Here is a 16,706-nt window from a genome sequence, read left to right on the forward strand (position 1 = left end):
ATCAGCGGGGTAAAAACACCTCGGCCATCATACAACGTGCCGATCCACCCCCACAGGTTTCAATGGTATCCAAGGAACTGTGGATGATTTCACAATGTTTTTTGATCGCGGTGAGTTGTTCCGGTTTCAAGCTATTATAGGCCTGGGTGCTCATAACCATATACCGTTGATCATTGGCTCCAATGACCTGAAGCATGTTACCTGCGAAGGCATGCATCTGCGCTTCAGAAATCGCGATGATTTCCTTTTCATCCTCTTTAAGGTGTTTGATGACACCCTCACGTTCCTTTCGGTCATCAATGGCATCCAAGCAAATAACGGCAAAGGATTCGGCCATGGCCATCATCACATTGGTATGGTAAATGGCCTTGCGCTCGCCTTCTACGGTCTGATTGGCGGTAAAAATTACCGGAAAGCAATCGAAATCCTCACAGAACTCGATAAATAGGGATTCATGGGCCCTTTCCGACAAGGCACAGTATGCCTTTTGGTTGACACGGTCTTTGAGAATACTGCCGGTACCTTCCAAAAAAATATTTTCCGCTTCGGCCGCGGTATAATCCAAAACATTCTTGATCTTGAAACCCTCGGCCTCCAGTACATCGAAAATATCTTCCCTCCGTTCTTTTCTGCGATTCTCGGCGAACATCGGATAGACGACAACGGTGCCACTGCGATGGAACGATATCCAGTTATTCGGAAAAATGGAATCGGGGGTGTCGGGATCTAATGTATCATCGATGACGATGACCTTGACCCCATGGTCCCTTAGGATTTCAACAAACCCATCGAATTCGTTCTGGGCCTTGGTATTGATCTCGTTAGCGGTCAGTTCAGGATTCTCCTGAAAATAATTGTTCACCGCGGTCTGCTCGTTCATTCGAAACGCCACCGGACGGATCATCAAAATAGTATCGGTTATTTGCATGGGGTATTCCTTATTCTCTTAGCAACGGAAGGGTACTGCAGCGCAGCAAACCTTCTTGTTTGGCAATTTCAGCGTACGGGATTTCCTCTACGGTAATCCCTTGCGCGCGCATCCAATCGTTCAAGCGGGTGAACCCGCGTTCTGATACGACCACATCGGGCGCAATTGAAAATACATTACTGAACATGTTGTACATCTCATCAGCACTGATTTCGAAGACGTTCGCCGGTCCGAAAAAATCGACGAGCCATTGGTATTCTTCTTCGACCAAAAAGCCGTTTTTATGTAAAATCGCCTTGTCGGTGCCAATGGGTTGGAAACAACAATCCAAATGCAGGGCATTGGACTTGGCATCGGTATTCGATTTTCGCAACTCAAAGGATTTGACCGTTTTATCCGGGAATTGTTCCTGTAAAAAGGCTACGGCTGCCTTATTGGTCCGTGCGGTGATATAATCCGGATAGTCGGGTGCGGTATAGGTGCCGACGAAAATATAGTCGTGCCATGGCATGACATCCCCACCTTCTATATGAACTTCTTCAGGAGGCCTAACGATTTGATCGGCCGGTAGCTGCTCGAGAACGTGCTGAATCGCATCGAATTCCTTTTCTCGATCTGGAAGGATATTGGAATGAAAGAGTCTATCTTCTATAACGAAGGCGATATCCCTCGAAAAAATCTGATTACAGTTCGCTATGACCGAAGGACGGTAAACCGTTACGCCGTATTTTTTGAAGACCTGGGCGAAAGCCTCCATTTCGGCCACCATGTCTTCTTCTTTAGGATAGGTGCCTGCAAGAATATGCTCTAAAGACTTCGGGTCGTAAGCTTCCTCGGCCGTCGGTGTCGGACCGCAACTTTCGGCGGTACCTAAGACCACCGCTTTCAGCCTTGAGGTTTCATCGACTACATGGAGTTTTAACATCGAACGAAAAATTGGGTACTAAAAAACGTCCATAATCGTCATTTGAAAATGGACGCCGTTGTACAATGCGGTTACTATTGACGATCTTTCAATTCAGGGAAATCACGATGGGTCTCACCGATATAAATCTGTCTTGGACGTCCAATCGGTTCTCCCCTTAATCGCATTTCGCGCCATTGGGCGATCCATCCGGGCAAACGGCCCAAAGCGAACATCACCGTGAACATATCGACTGGGATACCCATGGCACGGTAGATGATGCCCGAGTAGAAATCAACGTTTGGATATAGCTTACGATCTACGAAATACTGGTCTTCCAAGGCTTCTTGTTCAAGACCTTTGGCGATGCCCAAAATCGGATCTTCGATTCCGAGATCACCCAATACCTCATCAGCTGCTTTTTTAATGATCCTAGCCCGCGGATCGAAGTTTTTGTATACCCGGTGGCCGAAGCCCATCAAACGGAAGGGATCACTTTTATCTTTTGCCTTGCCCATATATTTCTTGGTATCGCCCCCATCTTCTTGGATGGCTTCCAACATTTCAAGCACGGCTTGATTGGCTCCCCCGTGAAGTGGCCCCCACAAAGCGGAGATCCCTGCTGAAAGCGAAGCGAAAAGCCCGGCGTGAGACGATCCAACGATGCGGACGGTCGAAGTCGAACAATTCTGCTCATGGTCGGCATGCAAGATCAACAGCTTGTCCAAAGCATCGATGATGACCTTGTTTTTTTCGTATTCCTTGTTCGGGCGCTTGAACATCATCTTATGGATGTTCTCTACATATTCGAGACTATCATCACCATAATCCAGGGGAAGGCCCATTTTCTTGCGCATGGTCCATGCGACTAATACGGGAAATTTCGCCATGATCCTCACGATGGAACTGTACATGGCTTCATCTGATGAAACGTCAACCGAAGTAGGGTTGAACGCGACGAGCGCACTGGTCAATGAAGAGAGGACCCCCATAGGATGGGCGGATTTCGGGAATCCGTCCAAAATCTTTTTCATTTCCTCATCGACATGCGATTCGGCTTTGATATCACTATCGAATTTTTCGAGTTGCTCTTGATTTGGAAGTTCCCCGAAAATCAAAAGGTAGGCTACTTCCAAAAAATCAGCCTTTTCGGCCAAATCCTCGATGGAGTAGCCGCGGTATCTTAGAATACCCTTTTCACCGTCCAAAAACGTAATGGCGCTCTCACAAGACCCGGTGTTCTTGTAACCGGGATCGATGGTCACCATTCCACTGGCACCCCGCATCGTTTTGATGTCTATGGCCAACTCGTTTTCAGATCCCTTAATAACGGGAAATTCATATTTTTTACCCTCAAATTCCAGTGTTGCGGTACTCGACATGTATCTATTTTAATGTGGTTTTGAAAAGATGTTAAATTTAAGAAAAAGCCAAGGCATTAACAATTAATCCCCCTCATTTTGGAGTATTCTTAACAATAGTCGATAAAGCGTATCAATCTTACAACAAATACAGCTGATCGTAATAGGCGTCCACTGACTTTTTCCAGGTAAACCGCATGCGTTTCGCGTTGGCCTTGATTTTCTTCCAAGTAGTGGGGTCATTTTCAAAAATCTCCAAAGCGGCATCCATGGTAGAAAGCATGTTCGTTATCTTTTCTTCGTAGGTCGCCCCATCGAAGGCGAAGCCGGTCTTCATATGGGTCACGGTGTCCTTGAGACCGCCGGTGTGGTGCACCAAGCAGGGGTTGCCGTTTCGCATGGCCAACATCTGACTGATCCCACAAGGTTCGAAAAGACTGGGCATGAAATAAAGGTCCGACTCCAAGTAAATGGAATCGATTAGGCTTTCCGACTGGCCGTTGGTAAATATGAAGTTCCGGTGTTTATAGCTCAAATCGCGAAACAATTCCTCGTATTCAGGGGCGCCGGTCCCCAACAACATGAAGATACCACCCACTTTTTCCAATTTTTCGAGGATGGCCGTGAACGCTTCGGGAGAACGTTTGAAAAAATAGAATTTCTGTTCGGTCAACCGGGCTACACTTGACGCAATGAACTTTGGGCGGTTATCGACCAATTCCATGACCTTTTCGCCTGTATGGGCCAAGAAATCGGCCTTGTATTTCTTCGATTCTTCTTGCAACCAACGAAACAGCGCCTTCACCGTGTTGCGATAAATGAACCCCTTGGCCTCGACATTGATGTTCGCGTAATTGCAGCCGTTCAAAATTCCGATCAATCGACCTTCATTGTCGGCATTACGCAAGTCGGTTTCCAACCCCTCCCCGCCGATGAACTCGGGCGGTGAACTGGGTTGCATCACATCTTCTTTGTAGGAGGGTGACACCGTATGTACCGCATCGGCCAAACGGATACCGACCGCCATAAGGTTGATACAATCTTGATACCGGTAATCTTTCAATATGTCGGTATCGAAAGGGATTTCAGGGAACCAATTGCGTACCGAGGAGTAGTTATCGGTAAAGGGACGTATCCCTTGGATGGCCAGGTTATGGATGCTATAGACGAAACGGATCTCTTTCAGGTGGGTGTAATCGGCATGGAATTTCCGCAAGAACAACAACAGGCTCGAATGCCAATCGTGGAGGTGTGCCACATCGAGCTTTCCGAAACTGCCCTTCTTGATAGCTTCAGCCACCGCGGTACAGAATATGATATACTTGATCGCATCGGTATAAAACGGCTCTTCGGGATCGTCGTGGTAGATATGGGCAATGCCCCCAGCCTCGATCTCAGGATGATGGATGACGTAATGATGGATATTCGGGAACTCCTTCTTCGGACGCACCTCATACAACTCGGCCACATAGATCTGGCCCCGTAAATTGAAATTCAATTTGGTCTTGAACAGGCCGTCTTGGTGCAATCTTCCATAGGATGGCACCACCACATGGACCTTATCGCCCCGTTCGGAAATCTGTCTCGGTACGTCACGTACCACATCGCCCATACCCCCTGCTTTGCAATTCGGAATGGCATCGTTCTCGGCGGCGGCAAACAAAAAGTTGTTCATAGTACTTGAGGAAACTAGGTCGGCTTAAGTTAGGTCTAATGTTCGTCAAAAAAAAGCCTTTCTTGGGGAAGAAAGGCTTTCTTATTGCTAATTTTCGGTTATCATTTCACCTTGAAGGCGTTTTCTTTAGGATAGTACGCCACTTCGCCCAATTCTTCTTCGATACGCAACAGTTGGTTGTACTTCGCCATACGGTCGCTTCTAGAAGCCGAACCGGTTTTGATCTGTCCGGTATTCAAGGCTACGGCCAAATCGGCTATGGTGTTGTCTTCGGTCTCTCCTGACCGGTGCGACATGACTGAAGTGTAACCTGCGTTCTTGGCCATATTGACCGCTGCGATCGTTTCGGTCAAGGTCCCGATTTGGTTCACCTTGATCAAAATGGAATTCGCAATGCCGTTTTCGATTCCCCTAGAAAGACGTTCGACATTGGTGACGAAAAGATCGTCTCCGACCAATTGTACCTTCTCACCGACCTTTTCGGTCAATCGCTTCCATCCATCCCAATCATTTTCATCCATCCCATCTTCGATGGAGATGATCGGGTACTTGGCGCAAAGATCCGCAAGGTATTGGGCTTGTTCCTCCGAGCTGCGAACGGCCCCTTTATCGCCTTCGAACTTGGTGTAATCGTATTTGCCGTCGACATAAAACTCCGCTGAGGCACAATCCAACGCGATCATGACATCGTCACCGAGCTTGTATCCAGCTTTTTCCACTGCCAAACCAATGGTATCCAAGGCATCTTCGGTACCATCCAAGGTTGGGGCGAAACCACCTTCATCCCCTACTGCGGTACTTAAACCACGGTCATGGAGTACTTTCTTTAGGTTGTGGAAGATCTCGGTGCCCATTTGCATGGCGTGGCTAAAGTCATTGGCCTTGACCGGCATGACCATGAATTCTTGGAAGGCGATCGGCGCGTCCGAATGCGACCCCCCATTGATGATGTTCATCATCGGCACCGGCAGCGTATTGGCACTGACCCCACCGACGTAGCGGTATAAAGGCATCCCTAATTCTTCGGCAGCGGCTTTGGCCACGGCCAAGGAAACCCCTAAAATGGCATTGGCCCCCAATTTTGATTTATTCGGCGTGCCGTCAAGGGCGATCATAGCGGCGTCGATATAGTTTTGTTCGAATACCGAGGTACCGACCAACTCTTCAGCAATCAGGGTATTTACGTTGTTGACCGCCTGACCGACACCCTTGCCCATGAACGAACTACCGCCATCACGAAGCTCAACGGCTTCATGCTCCCCTGTAGAGGCCCCTGAAGGAACCGCTGCGCGTCCCATAACACCGTTTTCGGTGACTACGTCGACCTCAACGGTCGGGTTACCCCGTGAATCTAAAATCTGTCTTGCATGAATGTTGATGATAATGCTCATGATGTGTTTGCTTTTTGTTCAAATTTAATTCGACGAAGATACAAAAGGTAGCAGAAGGATATTGCTTTATAACCGCCCTAAATTCAATGAAATAACCAAAAAATAAACTACAACGTTTTAGTTGCTACTGGCCTTTATCGCCTCAAAGAATTGATCGAAAAGGTAATCGGCATCGTGCGGCCCCGGACTTGCTTCCGGATGGTACTGTACCGAAAAGACGTTCTTGTATTTCATCTTGATCCCGGCCACGGTGTGGTCGTTCAAATGGGTATGGGTGATCTCAAGGTCGGGATTCGCCTCGGTCTCTTCACGGTTAATGGCAAAACCGTGGTTTTGGGAGGTAATCTCGCCCTTACCGGTCATCAGGTTCAATATCGGATGGTTGATCCCCCGATGCCCATGGTGCATTTTAAAGGTCGACACCCCATTGGCCAAAGCCAATACTTGGTGGCCCAGGCAGATTCCGAATAGGGGTTTGCTGTCTTTCAAGATCTCTTTAGTGGTCGATATGGCCGCGGTCAGGGGTTCTGGATCCCCAGGGCCGTTCGAAATAAAGTAGCCGTCAGGGTTCCATGCCTCCATATCTTCTTTGGAAGCATCGTATGGGAAGACCTTGATATACGCATCGCGCTTGGCCAAATTTCTGAGGATGTTCTTTTTGATCCCGATATCAAGGGCCGATATCTTGAATTTGGCTTTTTCATCACCGTAGAAATAAGGTTCTTTGGTCGATACTTTCGACGCCAGTTCCAAGCCTTCCATACTGGGCACCTCCTTGAGTTCGGCCTTAAGGGCATCGACTTCATCGATACGGGTAGAGATGACGGCATTCATGGCGCCGTTGTCACGGATGTAGGCGACCAAGGCCCTGGTATCGACATCCGAAATGGCGAAAAGCCCGTTCGTCTCCAAAAATTCCAACAAGCTGGCATCGGCATTGGGCCGTGAGTACTCGTAGCTGAAGTTCTTACAGATCAGCCCGGCGATCTTGACCGAATCCGATTCAATTTCATCATTGTTCGTACCGTAGTTTCCGATATGGGCGTTAGTCATGACCATCAACTGCCCGAAATAGGAAGGGTCGGTGAAAATCTCTTGATAGCCGGTCATACCGGTATTGAAACACACTTCGCCAAAAGCGGTTCCTTCATGATCCCCAACAGCTTTTCCGTAGAAGATGGTACCATCTTCCAATAACAACAATGCCTTTTTTCTTGTTTTGTACTTCATCAACGATTTTTTTGGTATTCTCGATTTTCGCTATTTAGCGCATAAAATTTCACAAAAGAACATAAAAAAAGGATACGTTTCGGCGTATCCTTTTTTCTATTTTTAACTAATAATCAACATCTTATTCTTCAGAATCATCAGTTGTTGTTTCAGCGACCGGTGCAGCCTCAACTTTCTTGGCACCACCACGACGACTTCTTCGGGTCGATTTCTTCTTCGGTTTGCCCGCGTTGTAGGTTTCATTGAAATCTACCAACTCGATCATGGCCATATCGGCGTTATCCCCCAATCGGTTCCCCAATTTGATGATACGGGTATACCCTCCTGGGCGATCCCCTACCTTTTCGGCAACGGTACCGAACAACTCGGTAATCGCATGCTTGTTGCGAAGGCTACTGAATACGATCCTTCTGTTGTGCATCCCTTTCTCGGTCGTCTGGTTATTGTCGACTTTCGAACGGGTGATCAACGGTTCTACGAACTGCTTCAACGCCTTGGCCTTGGCCACAGTGGTGTTGATTCTTTTGTGCTCGATCAACGAACAGGCCATATTGGCCAACATTGCCTTTCTGTGTGCCGCGGTCCGGCCTAAATGGTTAAATTTCTTTCCGTGTCTCATTGTTATATACTTACCATCTTGCTACCATACCCCTAATGAAGAGGGAGCAAATTATGATTGATTAATCTTTATCCAATTTGTATTTGGTCAAATCCATTCCGAACTGCAATCCTTTGTTGATCACCAATTCTTCCAACTCGGTCAATGATTTTTTACCGAAATTCCTGAATTTCATCAAATCGTTCTTGTTGAACGAAACAAGGTCACCCAAGGTATCGACTTCGGCGGCCTTCAAACAATTCAAAGCACGGACAGACAAATCCATATCGACCAATTTGGTCTTCAACAGTTGGCGCATGTGCAATGATTCTTCGTCATAAGTTTCGGTCTGTGCGATCTCATCGGCCTCTAAAGTGATGCGCTCGTCAGAGAACAACATGAAGTGGTGGATCAACACCTTGGCAGCTTCGGTCAAGGCATCTTTCGGATGGATGGAACCGTCGGTAACGATCTCGAAAACCAATTTTTCGTAATCGGTCTTTTGCTCTACCCTAAAGTTCTCGATGCTGTACTTTACGTTTTTGACCGGAGTGTATACCGAGTCGACAGCGATGCTACCCAATGGGGCATTCGATTTCTTGTTCTCTTCGGCTGGAACGTAACCACGTCCTTTCTCGATGATGATCTCAAGGTTGATGGCCACGTTGGCATCCATATTACAGATGACCAGGTCAGGGTTCAAAACTTGGTACCCTGAAATGAATTTTTGAAAATCACCTGCGGTCAATTGATCCTTACCGCTAACCGAAACCGATACCGTCTCACTTTCGACGTCATCGATCTGTCTTTTGAAACGAACCTGCTTGAGGTTCAAGATCATCTCGGTAACATCTTCAACAACGCCAGGAATGACCGAAAACTCATGGTCAACCCCATCGATTCGAACCGAGGTGATCGCGAATCCTTCCAATGAGGAAAGTAATACCCTTCGCAATGCATTGCCAACAGTCAAGCCATAACCAGGTTCCAAAGGGCGAAATTCAAATTTCCCTTCGAAATCTGTTGAGTCAATCATTATAACTTTATCGGGCTTCTGAAAATTAAGTAATGCCATAATAGGATCCTTATTGTTTATTTAGAGTATAACTCGACGATTAGTTGCTCCTTGATATTCTCAGGAATCTGGAGTCTTTCGGGTACCGATACATAGGTACCTTCTTTTTTGTCACCGTTCCAAGTGATCCACTCATAGACACTGCTGTTGTTGGCCAACGAATCGTTGATGGCTTGGACGGATTTTGATTTTTCACGGACACCGATGACATCACCGGCGCGTAAAGAGTACGAAGGAATGTTCACCACATTACCGTTGACGGTGATGTGACGGTGCGATACCAATTGGCGTGCACCCCTTCGCGATGGGGCGATACCCATTCGGAAAACGACATTGTCCAATCGTGACTCACACAATTGCAACAATACCTCACCGGTAACCCCTTCACGGCGCTTGGCCTCGGTAAATAGGTTACGGAACTGGCGCTCAAGAATACCGTAGGTATACTTCGCTTTCTGCTTTTCTTGCAATTGGATCGCGTACTCAGATTTCTTTCCACGTCGACGGTTGTTCCCGTGCTGACCTGGAGGGTAACTTTTTTTCTCGAATGACTTGTCGTCTCCGAAAATCGCTTCACCGAATTTACGGGCGATTTTTGTTTTTGGTCCTGTATATCTTGCCATCTTCTAGTTGTTTACAAGGTGCGATTATGAATTAAGGCTGATCCTTCGATAACCGTCAGTGCACCTTTGTGTGAAGATCCGCCATGGGCGGACCGTATTGAATTAATTAAACTCTTCTTCTTTTAGGGGGTCTACATCCGTTGTGCGGTAGTGGGGTAACGTCGATGATCTCGGTTACCTCGATGCCAGCATTGTGGATGGTTCGGATTGCCGATTCCCTTCCGTTACCGGGTCCTTTGACATACACCTTGACTTTGCGCAAACCGGCTTCGTGGGCTACTTTGGAACAATCCTCAGCAGCGACTTGAGCGGCGTAAGGTGTGTTCTTTTTCGAACCACGGAATCCCATTTTACCAGCTGAGGACCATGAGATCACATCGCCCTTCTTGTTGGTCAAGGAAATGATAATGTTGTTGAACGAAGCCACGATGTGCGCCTCGCCCGTAGAATCAACGATTACTTTTCTTTTCTTAGTAGTTTTAGTACCTGCCTTTGCCATCTACCCTATCTATTATTTAGTCGCCTTCTTCTTGTTGGCAACTGTTTTACGTTTTCCTTTTCTTGTACGTGAGTTGTTCTTGGTACGTTGGCCCCTTAACGGAAGACCTGAACGGTGGCGGATACCCCTGTAACAACCGATGTCCATCAAACGCTTGATGTTCAATTGGGTTTCAGAGCGCAATTCCCCTTCGATGGTGAAAGCGGATACCGCCTCACGGATCTTACCGATCTCATCATCGTTCCAATCAGAAACCTTGGTTTCTTCACTTACGCCAGCTTTCTCCAAGATCTCCTTGGCACGGCTTTTTCCAATTCCGTAGATATAGGTGAGCGAAATTACGCCACGCTTCTGTTTTGGAATGTCTACACCTGCGATTCTTGCCATAATTACCCTTGTCTTTGTTTAAATCTAGGATTCTTCTTGTTGATCACGTACAATCTGCCTTTTCGGCGAACGATCTTGCAGTCTGCACTTCTTTTCTTAATTGATGCCCTTACCTTCATCGTTATCTCTTAATATCTATATGTAATTCTTGCTTTAGTCAAATCATATGGACTCATCTCAAGCTTTACCTTATCTCCGGGCAAAAGCTTGATGTAGTGCATACGCATCTTTCCTGAAATATGAGCCGTTACGATATGGCCGTTTTCCAGCTCAACACGAAACATAGCGTTCGACAATGCTTCGATAATCGTACCATCTTGTTCTATCGCCGGTTGCTTCGCCATAACTTATGCTACTTTTCTATTTTTACCGGTTTTCATCAAACCATCGTAATGTCTGTTCAATAGGTAGGAGTTCACCTGCTGTACGGTATCGATGGCGACACCGACCATGATCAGCAATGACGTTCCTCCGTAAAATAGTGCCCATCCGGCCTGGACATCCATCAATTTGACCACTACGGCCGGCAATACGGCCAACAAGGCCAAAAATACCGATCCGGGAAAAGTGATCAATGACATGATCTTGTCCAAATAATCGCCGGTTTCCTTACCTGGGCGGATACCTGGGATAAACCCTCCGCTTCGTTTCAAATCATCGGCCATTTTGTTCGTAGGAACGGTGATGGCCGTATAGAAGTAGGTAAAGATGATGATCAAGACCCCAAAGAGGATGTTGTACGCAAGACCGAAGATATCGGCGAACTGCACTTCCATCCATTGACCTACAGCGGTATTGTTGAAGGTCCTTCCGATCAAACTCGGGGCGAACATGATCGCCTGGGCGAAAATGATCGGCATAACCCCTGAAGCGTTCAGCTTCAAAGGAATATACTGTCTTGAACCCATTACGTTCTTTTCATACCCACCAGAGGCACTTCTTCGCGCGTATTGTACGGGAATCTGACGGATCGCCATGACCAATAACACACTGGCCAAGATGACCAAGAACCAAATGATCAATTCGATCAACATGAACATCAACCCACCGGTATTGTTGGTGGTTCGTGAGATGAACTCCTGAACGAACGATTGTGGCATGGTCGCGATGATCCCGATCATGATCAATAACGAAATCCCGTTTCCAATCCCTTTGTCGGTGATCTTCTCCCCCAACCACATGGCAAAGACACAACCGGTCACCAAAATGATCACGGAAGGAACGATGAAATCGAGTCCTTTTCCTAAAATGAACGCTGATGATGGCACACCCAACGCTTCCAATCCGTACAGATAGGCCGGGGCCTGTACGATACAGATCGCGATGGTCAACCAACGGGTAATCTGGTTTTTGGTCTTACGACCGCTCTCGCCTTCCTTGTCCAATTTCTGCAAATACGGAATCGCGATGCTCATCAATTGCACCACGATTGAAGCTGAGATATAGGGCATGATCCCCAATGCGAATACGGAAGCATTGGCAAAAGCCCCTCCCGTAAATGCGTTCAAAATACCCAAAATACCGTCTCCGGCATTGGCGCTCAATTCAGCCAATTGAGAAGTATCGATCCCTGGAAGTACCACCTGGGCACCGAAACGGTACACCAAGAGCAAGCTGAGCGTGATCAAAATGCGTCTTCTCAGCTCTTCGATTTTCCAGATATTCGATATGGTCTCAATAAATTTCTTCATAATCGTATGCTTACAAACTTATGGCCTCACCACCGGCAGCCTCGATGGCCGCTTTTGCCGAAGCACTGAATTTATGGGCTGAAACCTTGAGCTTGGCCTTCAATTCGCCTCCGCCCAAAATCTTCACCAATTCGTTCTTACCGACCAATCGTAGCGCTACCATGTTCTCAAAGGTCACTTCACCTTTGATGGCTTTGCTATCGACCAAGGCCTGTAGCTTGTCTAGGTTGATACCTTGGTATTCTTTGCGGTTGATGTTCTTGAAGCCGAACTTCGGAACACGTCGTTGAAGTGGCATTTGACCCCCTTCAAAACCGATTTTCTTTGAATAACCAGATCTTGATTTCGCACCTTTATGGCCACGAGCGGCAGTACCTCCTTTTCCGGAACCTTGGCCTCTTCCCAAGCGTTTTCCGGCACGGTTTACCGATCCTTCTGCTGGTTTTAAATTACTTAAGTCCATTCCTTTGCCTTCGTTTAAGCTTCCTCAGTGGAAACCAAGTGTTCAACTTTTTTTATCATTCCAAGGATGTTAGGAGTCGCGTCGTGCTCTACGACCTGACCGATCTTCCTCAAACCCAATGCTTCCAAAGTCCGCTTTTGGTTTTGCGGTCTTTTAATCGCACTCTTCAATTGCTTTACCTTAATCTTTGCCATCAAGTTTATCCTTTAAAGACTTTTTCCAAACTAACTCCACGTTGCTTTGCCACGGTTCCGGCGTCGCGCAACTGCAATAGGGCATCGAATGTTGCCTTTACCACATTGTGCGGGTTCGAAGAACCTTGTGATTTTGAAAGAACGTCGTGAATACCAACGGCTTCCAAGACGGCGCGAACGGCACCACCGGCGATAACCCCGGTACCCTGTGAAGCGGGCTTGATAAACACCCTTGCACCTCCATACTTGCCTTTCTGCTCGTGTGGCAAGGTACCTTTGTTCAATGGGATACGGACCAAGTTCTTTTTAGCGTCTTCGATCGCTTTGGCGATGGCCGTTGCGACTTCTTTCGACTTACCCAATCCGTGGCCGACCACTCCGTTTTCGTCACCAACGACTACGATGGCTGAAAATCCGAAGGCCCTACCCCCTTTGGTCACCTTGGTTACCCGTTGTACTCCGACAAGTCGGTCTTTCAACTCTAGACCACCTGGCTTAACGATTTCTACATTTTTGTATTTCTGGTACATATTGATCTAGAATTTTAATCCGCCTTCCCTGGCACCATCGGCCAATGCTTTAACTCGTCCGTGATACAGGTTACCTCCCCTATCGAACGCTACGGTCTCGATACCGGCTTTCAACGCTTTCTCGGCGATGGCCTTACCTACCGCTGTGGCGACTTCGGTTTTGGTCCCTTTCACTTCAACGCCCTTGTCACGAGATGATGCAGCGGCCAATGTCTTGCCGTTGTTATCATCGATCAATTGGGCATAAATTTCTTTATTGCTACGAAAAACCGACAAACGGGGTCTTTCGGCAGTACCGAAGGATACCTTTCGTATTCTTCTTCGGATTCGTAATCTTCTATCGGTTTTGGACAATCCCATAATACTTTATTATTAAGCTGATTTACCTGCTTTCCTTCTGATTTGTTCCCCGACGAACCTGATCCCTTTCCCTTTGTAAGGTTCCGGCTTGCGGAAGGCCCTGATCTTAGCAGCGACCTGACCGACCAATTGTTTGTCGTGTGATGTCAATTTCACGATCGGGTTCTTTCCTTTTTCGGAAGTGGTCTCGATTTTGACCTCAGGGGCGATATCCATCACGATGTTGTGTGAAAAGCCCAAGGCCAAATCCAATTTCTGTCCTTGGTTGCTCGCACGGTAACCGACACCTACCAATTCCAACTCCTTGGTCCATCCTTTGGTAACCCCATCGACCATATTGCTGAAAAGTGCGCGGTACAACCCGTGCTTGGCTTTGTGGTCTTTTGATTCTGAATTTCTGGCAACGACCAAGTTACCGTCTTCCAATTTTACCTCGACACCGGCGAAATCTTGTGAAAGTTCACCCAATTTGCCCTTCACGGTGACCACACCATCATTGATATCAACGGTCACCCCTTCTGGAATCGCGATCGGATTATTACCTATTCTTGACATTTCCTTATTCTTTCTTATTGATTAATATACGTAGCAAAGTACTTCACCACCTACATTTTCGGCTTTAGCCTGCTTGCTGGTCATTACCCCGTGGGAGGTTGAAACGATGGCGATACCCAATCCGTTCAACACCCTTGGCAATTCTCCTGATCCGGTATACTTACGTAGCCCGGGCTTACTGACCCGCTGCAATTTCTTGATGACGGGTTCTTTGGTAAACTTATCGTACTTCAATGCAATCTTGATATTGCCCTGTACCGAATCATCTTCGAACTTATAGCTCAAAATATACCCCTGATCGAAAAGGATCTTGGTCATCTCCCTTTTCAGGTTCGAAGCAGGAATGTCGACCACACGGTGACCGGCCCTGCTGGCATTTCTGATTCTGGTCAAATAATCTGATATTGGATCTGTTAGCATCTTCTCTACTTTCTTTTATTCTAGTTTACCAACTTGCTTTTTTCACACCAGGGATCAATCCTTGGTTGGCCATTTCCCTAAAGGTCACCCTTGAAATACCGAAGTTTCTCATGTACCCTCTCGGTCTTCCTGTCAACTTGCATCGGTTGCGCATGCGTACCGGTGAAGCGTTCTTCGGCAACTTCTGGAGTGCTTCATAATCACCGGCCTCTTTTAGGGCCTTGCGCTTTGCTGCATATTTGGCTACCGTTTTTGCCCTTTTGCGTTCGCGGGCTTTCATAGATTCTTTGGCCATATCAATTCTTTTTAAAGGGTACCCCTAGTTCGGTTAACAATGACTTTGCTTCTTTGTCGGTAGCGGCGCTGGTGACAAAGGTGATATCCATACCGTTGATACGGTTGATCTTATCGATATTGATCTCAGGAAAGATGATCTGTTCGGTCACCCCTAGGTTGTAGTTACCCCTACCGTCGAAACCTGTGGCCCGAACTCCTTGGAAATCACGCACCCTTGGCAATGCCGTGGTGATCAATCGATCCAAAAACTCATACATACGCTCACCCCTCAAGGTCACTTTGGCCCCGATGGGCATTCCCTTTCTGAGTTTGAACGCGGCAACGTCTTTCTTCGAAACCGTTGAAACGGCCTTCTGACCGGTGATCATCGTCAATTCATCTACGGCATGGTCGATCAGTTTTTTATCGGCCACGGCCGCGCCGACACCTCGGCTAACGACGATTTTCTGCAACTTCGGTACCTGCATCACATTCTGGTAGCCAAACTCTTCGGAAAGGGCCTTGACCACACGCTCTCTATATTCTTGCTTTAATCTTGGAATGTAACTCATGACTAAATAATTTCTCCGGATTTTTTAGAAACCCTTACTTTTTTGCCATCCCTCATTTCGTAACCTACTCGGGTCGCTTCCCCTGATTTGGCGTCGATCAATGAAAGGTTCGATACATGGATCGGTGCTTCTTTCTCAACGATACCTCCTTGTGGGTTCTGGGCACTTGGCTTTTCGTGTTTCTTCACGATGTTGGTGCCTTCGACTATGGCTTTGTTCTTACCGAAGTCGACACTCATGACCTTGCCCTCGGAACCTTTGTGGTCTCCGGCAATCACCCTTACGGTATCTCCTGTTTTAATTTTCAACTTTCCCATCTTACTATCTCTTTACAGCACCTCAGGGGCCAATGAAACGATTTTCATGAACTGTCGGTCACGCAATTCCCTGGCGACCGGACCGAATACACGCGTACCCCTCATCTCACCCGTTGGGTTCAAAAGCACACATGCGTTATCGTCGAACCTGATGTACGAACCGTCAGGTCTTCTTACTTCTTTCTTGGTCCGAACCACAACGGCGGTAGAGACCGCTCCTTTTTTAATGGTTCCGTTCGGGGTAGCTTCCTTAACCGTAACGACGATCTTGTCACCTACGGAGGCATACCTCCTTTTTGTTCCGCCAAGGACACGGATGGTCAGTACTTCTTTAGCACCGGTATTGTCCGCAACCTTTAATCTAGATTCTTGCTGTAACATAATTATTTAGCTCTTTCTAGGATTTCGACCAACCTCCAGCACTTTGTCTTACTCAATGGTCGGGTTTCCATGATTCTTACGGTATCGCCTTCGTTGCAGTCATTCTTTTCATCATGGGCAACGTACTTTTTGGTCTTCAAAACGAATTTTCCGTACATCGGGTGCTTGACACGTTTTACCTCAGAAACAACAATGGACTTTTCCATCTTGTTGCTGGTAACAACGCCTACCCTTTCTTTTCTTAGATTTCTTGTGTTTTCTTCCATAAGGCCGAAC

25 protein-coding genes are annotated in these 16,706 nt (G+C 47.1%); all 25 read right to left on the reverse strand.

Going from position 1 to position 16,706, the window contains the following annotated elements; genetic code table 11:
* Window position 1 precedes the first annotated feature (1 nt).
* Window positions 2-928, reverse strand: a complete 927-nt coding sequence (ctlX, locus tag ABV409_RS13065; protein WP_353878036.1) for a citrulline utilization hydrolase CtlX — start codon at window positions 926-928, stop codon at window positions 2-4.
* 10 nt (window positions 929-938) lie between these two features.
* Window positions 939-1,853 carry a dimethylarginine dimethylaminohydrolase family protein gene (locus ABV409_RS13070; protein ID WP_353878037.1) on the reverse strand — a complete coding sequence of 305 codons (915 nt, stop codon included), beginning with the start codon at window positions 1,851-1,853 and terminating at the stop codon, window positions 939-941.
* A 74-nt stretch (window positions 1,854-1,927) separates the two neighbouring features.
* A complete protein-coding gene (locus ABV409_RS13075; RefSeq protein ID WP_353878038.1) occupies window positions 1,928-3,214 on the reverse strand; it encodes a citrate synthase in 1,287 nt (428 codons plus the stop codon).
* A gap of 118 nt (window positions 3,215-3,332) precedes the next feature.
* Window positions 3,333-4,868 (reverse strand): glycogen synthase, encoded by a 1,536-nt coding sequence (locus tag ABV409_RS13080; protein WP_353878039.1) that lies wholly within the window; start codon window positions 4,866-4,868, stop codon window positions 3,333-3,335.
* A 101-nt stretch (window positions 4,869-4,969) separates the two neighbouring features.
* The gene (gene eno / locus ABV409_RS13085; RefSeq protein WP_353878040.1) at window positions 4,970-6,259 is read right to left on the reverse strand and encodes a phosphopyruvate hydratase; all 1,290 of its coding nucleotides are present in this window, start codon (window positions 6,257-6,259) and stop codon (window positions 4,970-4,972) included.
* Window positions 6,260-6,376: 117 nt separating this feature from the next.
* On the reverse strand, window positions 6,377-7,489 hold the full coding sequence (carA, locus tag ABV409_RS13090; RefSeq protein ID WP_353878041.1) for a glutamine-hydrolyzing carbamoyl-phosphate synthase small subunit: 1,113 nt from the start codon (window positions 7,487-7,489) through the stop codon (window positions 6,377-6,379).
* 121 nt (window positions 7,490-7,610) lie between these two features.
* A complete protein-coding gene (rplQ, locus tag ABV409_RS13095; RefSeq protein WP_353878042.1) occupies window positions 7,611-8,108 on the reverse strand; it encodes a 50S ribosomal protein L17 in 498 nt (165 codons plus the stop codon).
* 61 nt (window positions 8,109-8,169) lie between these two features.
* Complete coding sequence (locus ABV409_RS13100) at window positions 8,170-9,162, reverse strand: DNA-directed RNA polymerase subunit alpha (RefSeq protein ID WP_353878043.1); 993 nt, start codon at window positions 9,160-9,162, stop codon at window positions 8,170-8,172.
* 17 nt (window positions 9,163-9,179) lie between these two features.
* Window positions 9,180-9,785, reverse strand: a complete 606-nt coding sequence (gene rpsD, locus ABV409_RS13105) for a 30S ribosomal protein S4 (RefSeq protein ID WP_353878044.1) — start codon at window positions 9,783-9,785, stop codon at window positions 9,180-9,182.
* Window positions 9,786-9,891: 106 nt separating this feature from the next.
* Window positions 9,892-10,284 carry a 30S ribosomal protein S11 gene (gene rpsK, locus ABV409_RS13110; protein WP_353878045.1) on the reverse strand — a complete coding sequence of 131 codons (393 nt, stop codon included), beginning with the start codon at window positions 10,282-10,284 and terminating at the stop codon, window positions 9,892-9,894.
* Between the two features lie 12 nt (window positions 10,285-10,296).
* Window positions 10,297-10,671, reverse strand: coding sequence for a 30S ribosomal protein S13 (rpsM, locus tag ABV409_RS13115; protein ID WP_353878046.1), 375 nt, complete (start codon window positions 10,669-10,671; stop codon window positions 10,297-10,299).
* Window positions 10,672-10,673: 2 nt separating this feature from the next.
* Window positions 10,674-10,790, reverse strand: coding sequence for a type B 50S ribosomal protein L36 (gene ykgO, locus ABV409_RS13120; RefSeq protein ID WP_010519235.1), 117 nt, complete (start codon window positions 10,788-10,790; stop codon window positions 10,674-10,676).
* Window positions 10,791-10,799: 9 nt separating this feature from the next.
* Window positions 10,800-11,015, reverse strand: a complete 216-nt coding sequence (gene infA, locus ABV409_RS13125; RefSeq protein WP_010519234.1) for a translation initiation factor IF-1 — start codon at window positions 11,013-11,015, stop codon at window positions 10,800-10,802.
* Between the two features lie 3 nt (window positions 11,016-11,018).
* Window positions 11,019-12,362, reverse strand: coding sequence for a preprotein translocase subunit SecY (secY, locus tag ABV409_RS13130; protein ID WP_353878047.1), 1,344 nt, complete (start codon window positions 12,360-12,362; stop codon window positions 11,019-11,021).
* A 10-nt stretch (window positions 12,363-12,372) separates the two neighbouring features.
* Window positions 12,373-12,825, reverse strand: a complete 453-nt coding sequence (rplO, locus tag ABV409_RS13135; protein ID WP_353878048.1) for a 50S ribosomal protein L15 — start codon at window positions 12,823-12,825, stop codon at window positions 12,373-12,375.
* 14 nt (window positions 12,826-12,839) lie between these two features.
* Window positions 12,840-13,019 carry a 50S ribosomal protein L30 gene (rpmD, locus tag ABV409_RS13140; protein WP_353878049.1) on the reverse strand — a complete coding sequence of 60 codons (180 nt, stop codon included), beginning with the start codon at window positions 13,017-13,019 and terminating at the stop codon, window positions 12,840-12,842.
* A 5-nt stretch (window positions 13,020-13,024) separates the two neighbouring features.
* Complete coding sequence (gene rpsE / locus ABV409_RS13145; protein ID WP_353878050.1) at window positions 13,025-13,549, reverse strand: 30S ribosomal protein S5; 525 nt, start codon at window positions 13,547-13,549, stop codon at window positions 13,025-13,027.
* 6 nt (window positions 13,550-13,555) lie between these two features.
* Window positions 13,556-13,909 (reverse strand): 50S ribosomal protein L18, encoded by a 354-nt coding sequence (gene rplR / locus ABV409_RS13150; RefSeq protein WP_353878051.1) that lies wholly within the window; start codon window positions 13,907-13,909, stop codon window positions 13,556-13,558.
* Window positions 13,910-13,921: 12 nt separating this feature from the next.
* Entirely contained in the window at window positions 13,922-14,464 is a 543-nt protein-coding gene (gene rplF / locus ABV409_RS13155) for a 50S ribosomal protein L6 (RefSeq protein WP_353878052.1), read from the reverse strand.
* Between the two features lie 21 nt (window positions 14,465-14,485).
* Entirely contained in the window at window positions 14,486-14,884 is a 399-nt protein-coding gene (gene rpsH / locus ABV409_RS13160) for a 30S ribosomal protein S8 (protein WP_353878053.1), read from the reverse strand.
* 25 nt (window positions 14,885-14,909) lie between these two features.
* On the reverse strand, window positions 14,910-15,179 hold the full coding sequence (gene rpsN, locus ABV409_RS13165; protein ID WP_353878054.1) for a 30S ribosomal protein S14: 270 nt from the start codon (window positions 15,177-15,179) through the stop codon (window positions 14,910-14,912).
* A gap of 1 nt (window position 15,180) precedes the next feature.
* The gene (rplE, locus tag ABV409_RS13170; RefSeq protein WP_353878055.1) at window positions 15,181-15,732 is read right to left on the reverse strand and encodes a 50S ribosomal protein L5; all 552 of its coding nucleotides are present in this window, start codon (window positions 15,730-15,732) and stop codon (window positions 15,181-15,183) included.
* A 2-nt stretch (window positions 15,733-15,734) separates the two neighbouring features.
* Window positions 15,735-16,049 carry a 50S ribosomal protein L24 gene (rplX, locus tag ABV409_RS13175; protein ID WP_353878056.1) on the reverse strand — a complete coding sequence of 105 codons (315 nt, stop codon included), beginning with the start codon at window positions 16,047-16,049 and terminating at the stop codon, window positions 15,735-15,737.
* 12 nt (window positions 16,050-16,061) lie between these two features.
* Complete coding sequence (gene rplN, locus ABV409_RS13180; protein ID WP_353878057.1) at window positions 16,062-16,430, reverse strand: 50S ribosomal protein L14; 369 nt, start codon at window positions 16,428-16,430, stop codon at window positions 16,062-16,064.
* A 2-nt stretch (window positions 16,431-16,432) separates the two neighbouring features.
* Window positions 16,433-16,696 carry a 30S ribosomal protein S17 gene (gene rpsQ / locus ABV409_RS13185; protein ID WP_353878058.1) on the reverse strand — a complete coding sequence of 88 codons (264 nt, stop codon included), beginning with the start codon at window positions 16,694-16,696 and terminating at the stop codon, window positions 16,433-16,435.
* Between the last annotated feature and the right edge of the window lie 10 nt (window positions 16,697-16,706).

The organism is Flagellimonas algarum (assembly GCF_040513375.1).
Taxonomy (GTDB): domain Bacteria; phylum Bacteroidota; class Bacteroidia; order Flavobacteriales; family Flavobacteriaceae; genus Flagellimonas_B; species Flagellimonas_B algarum.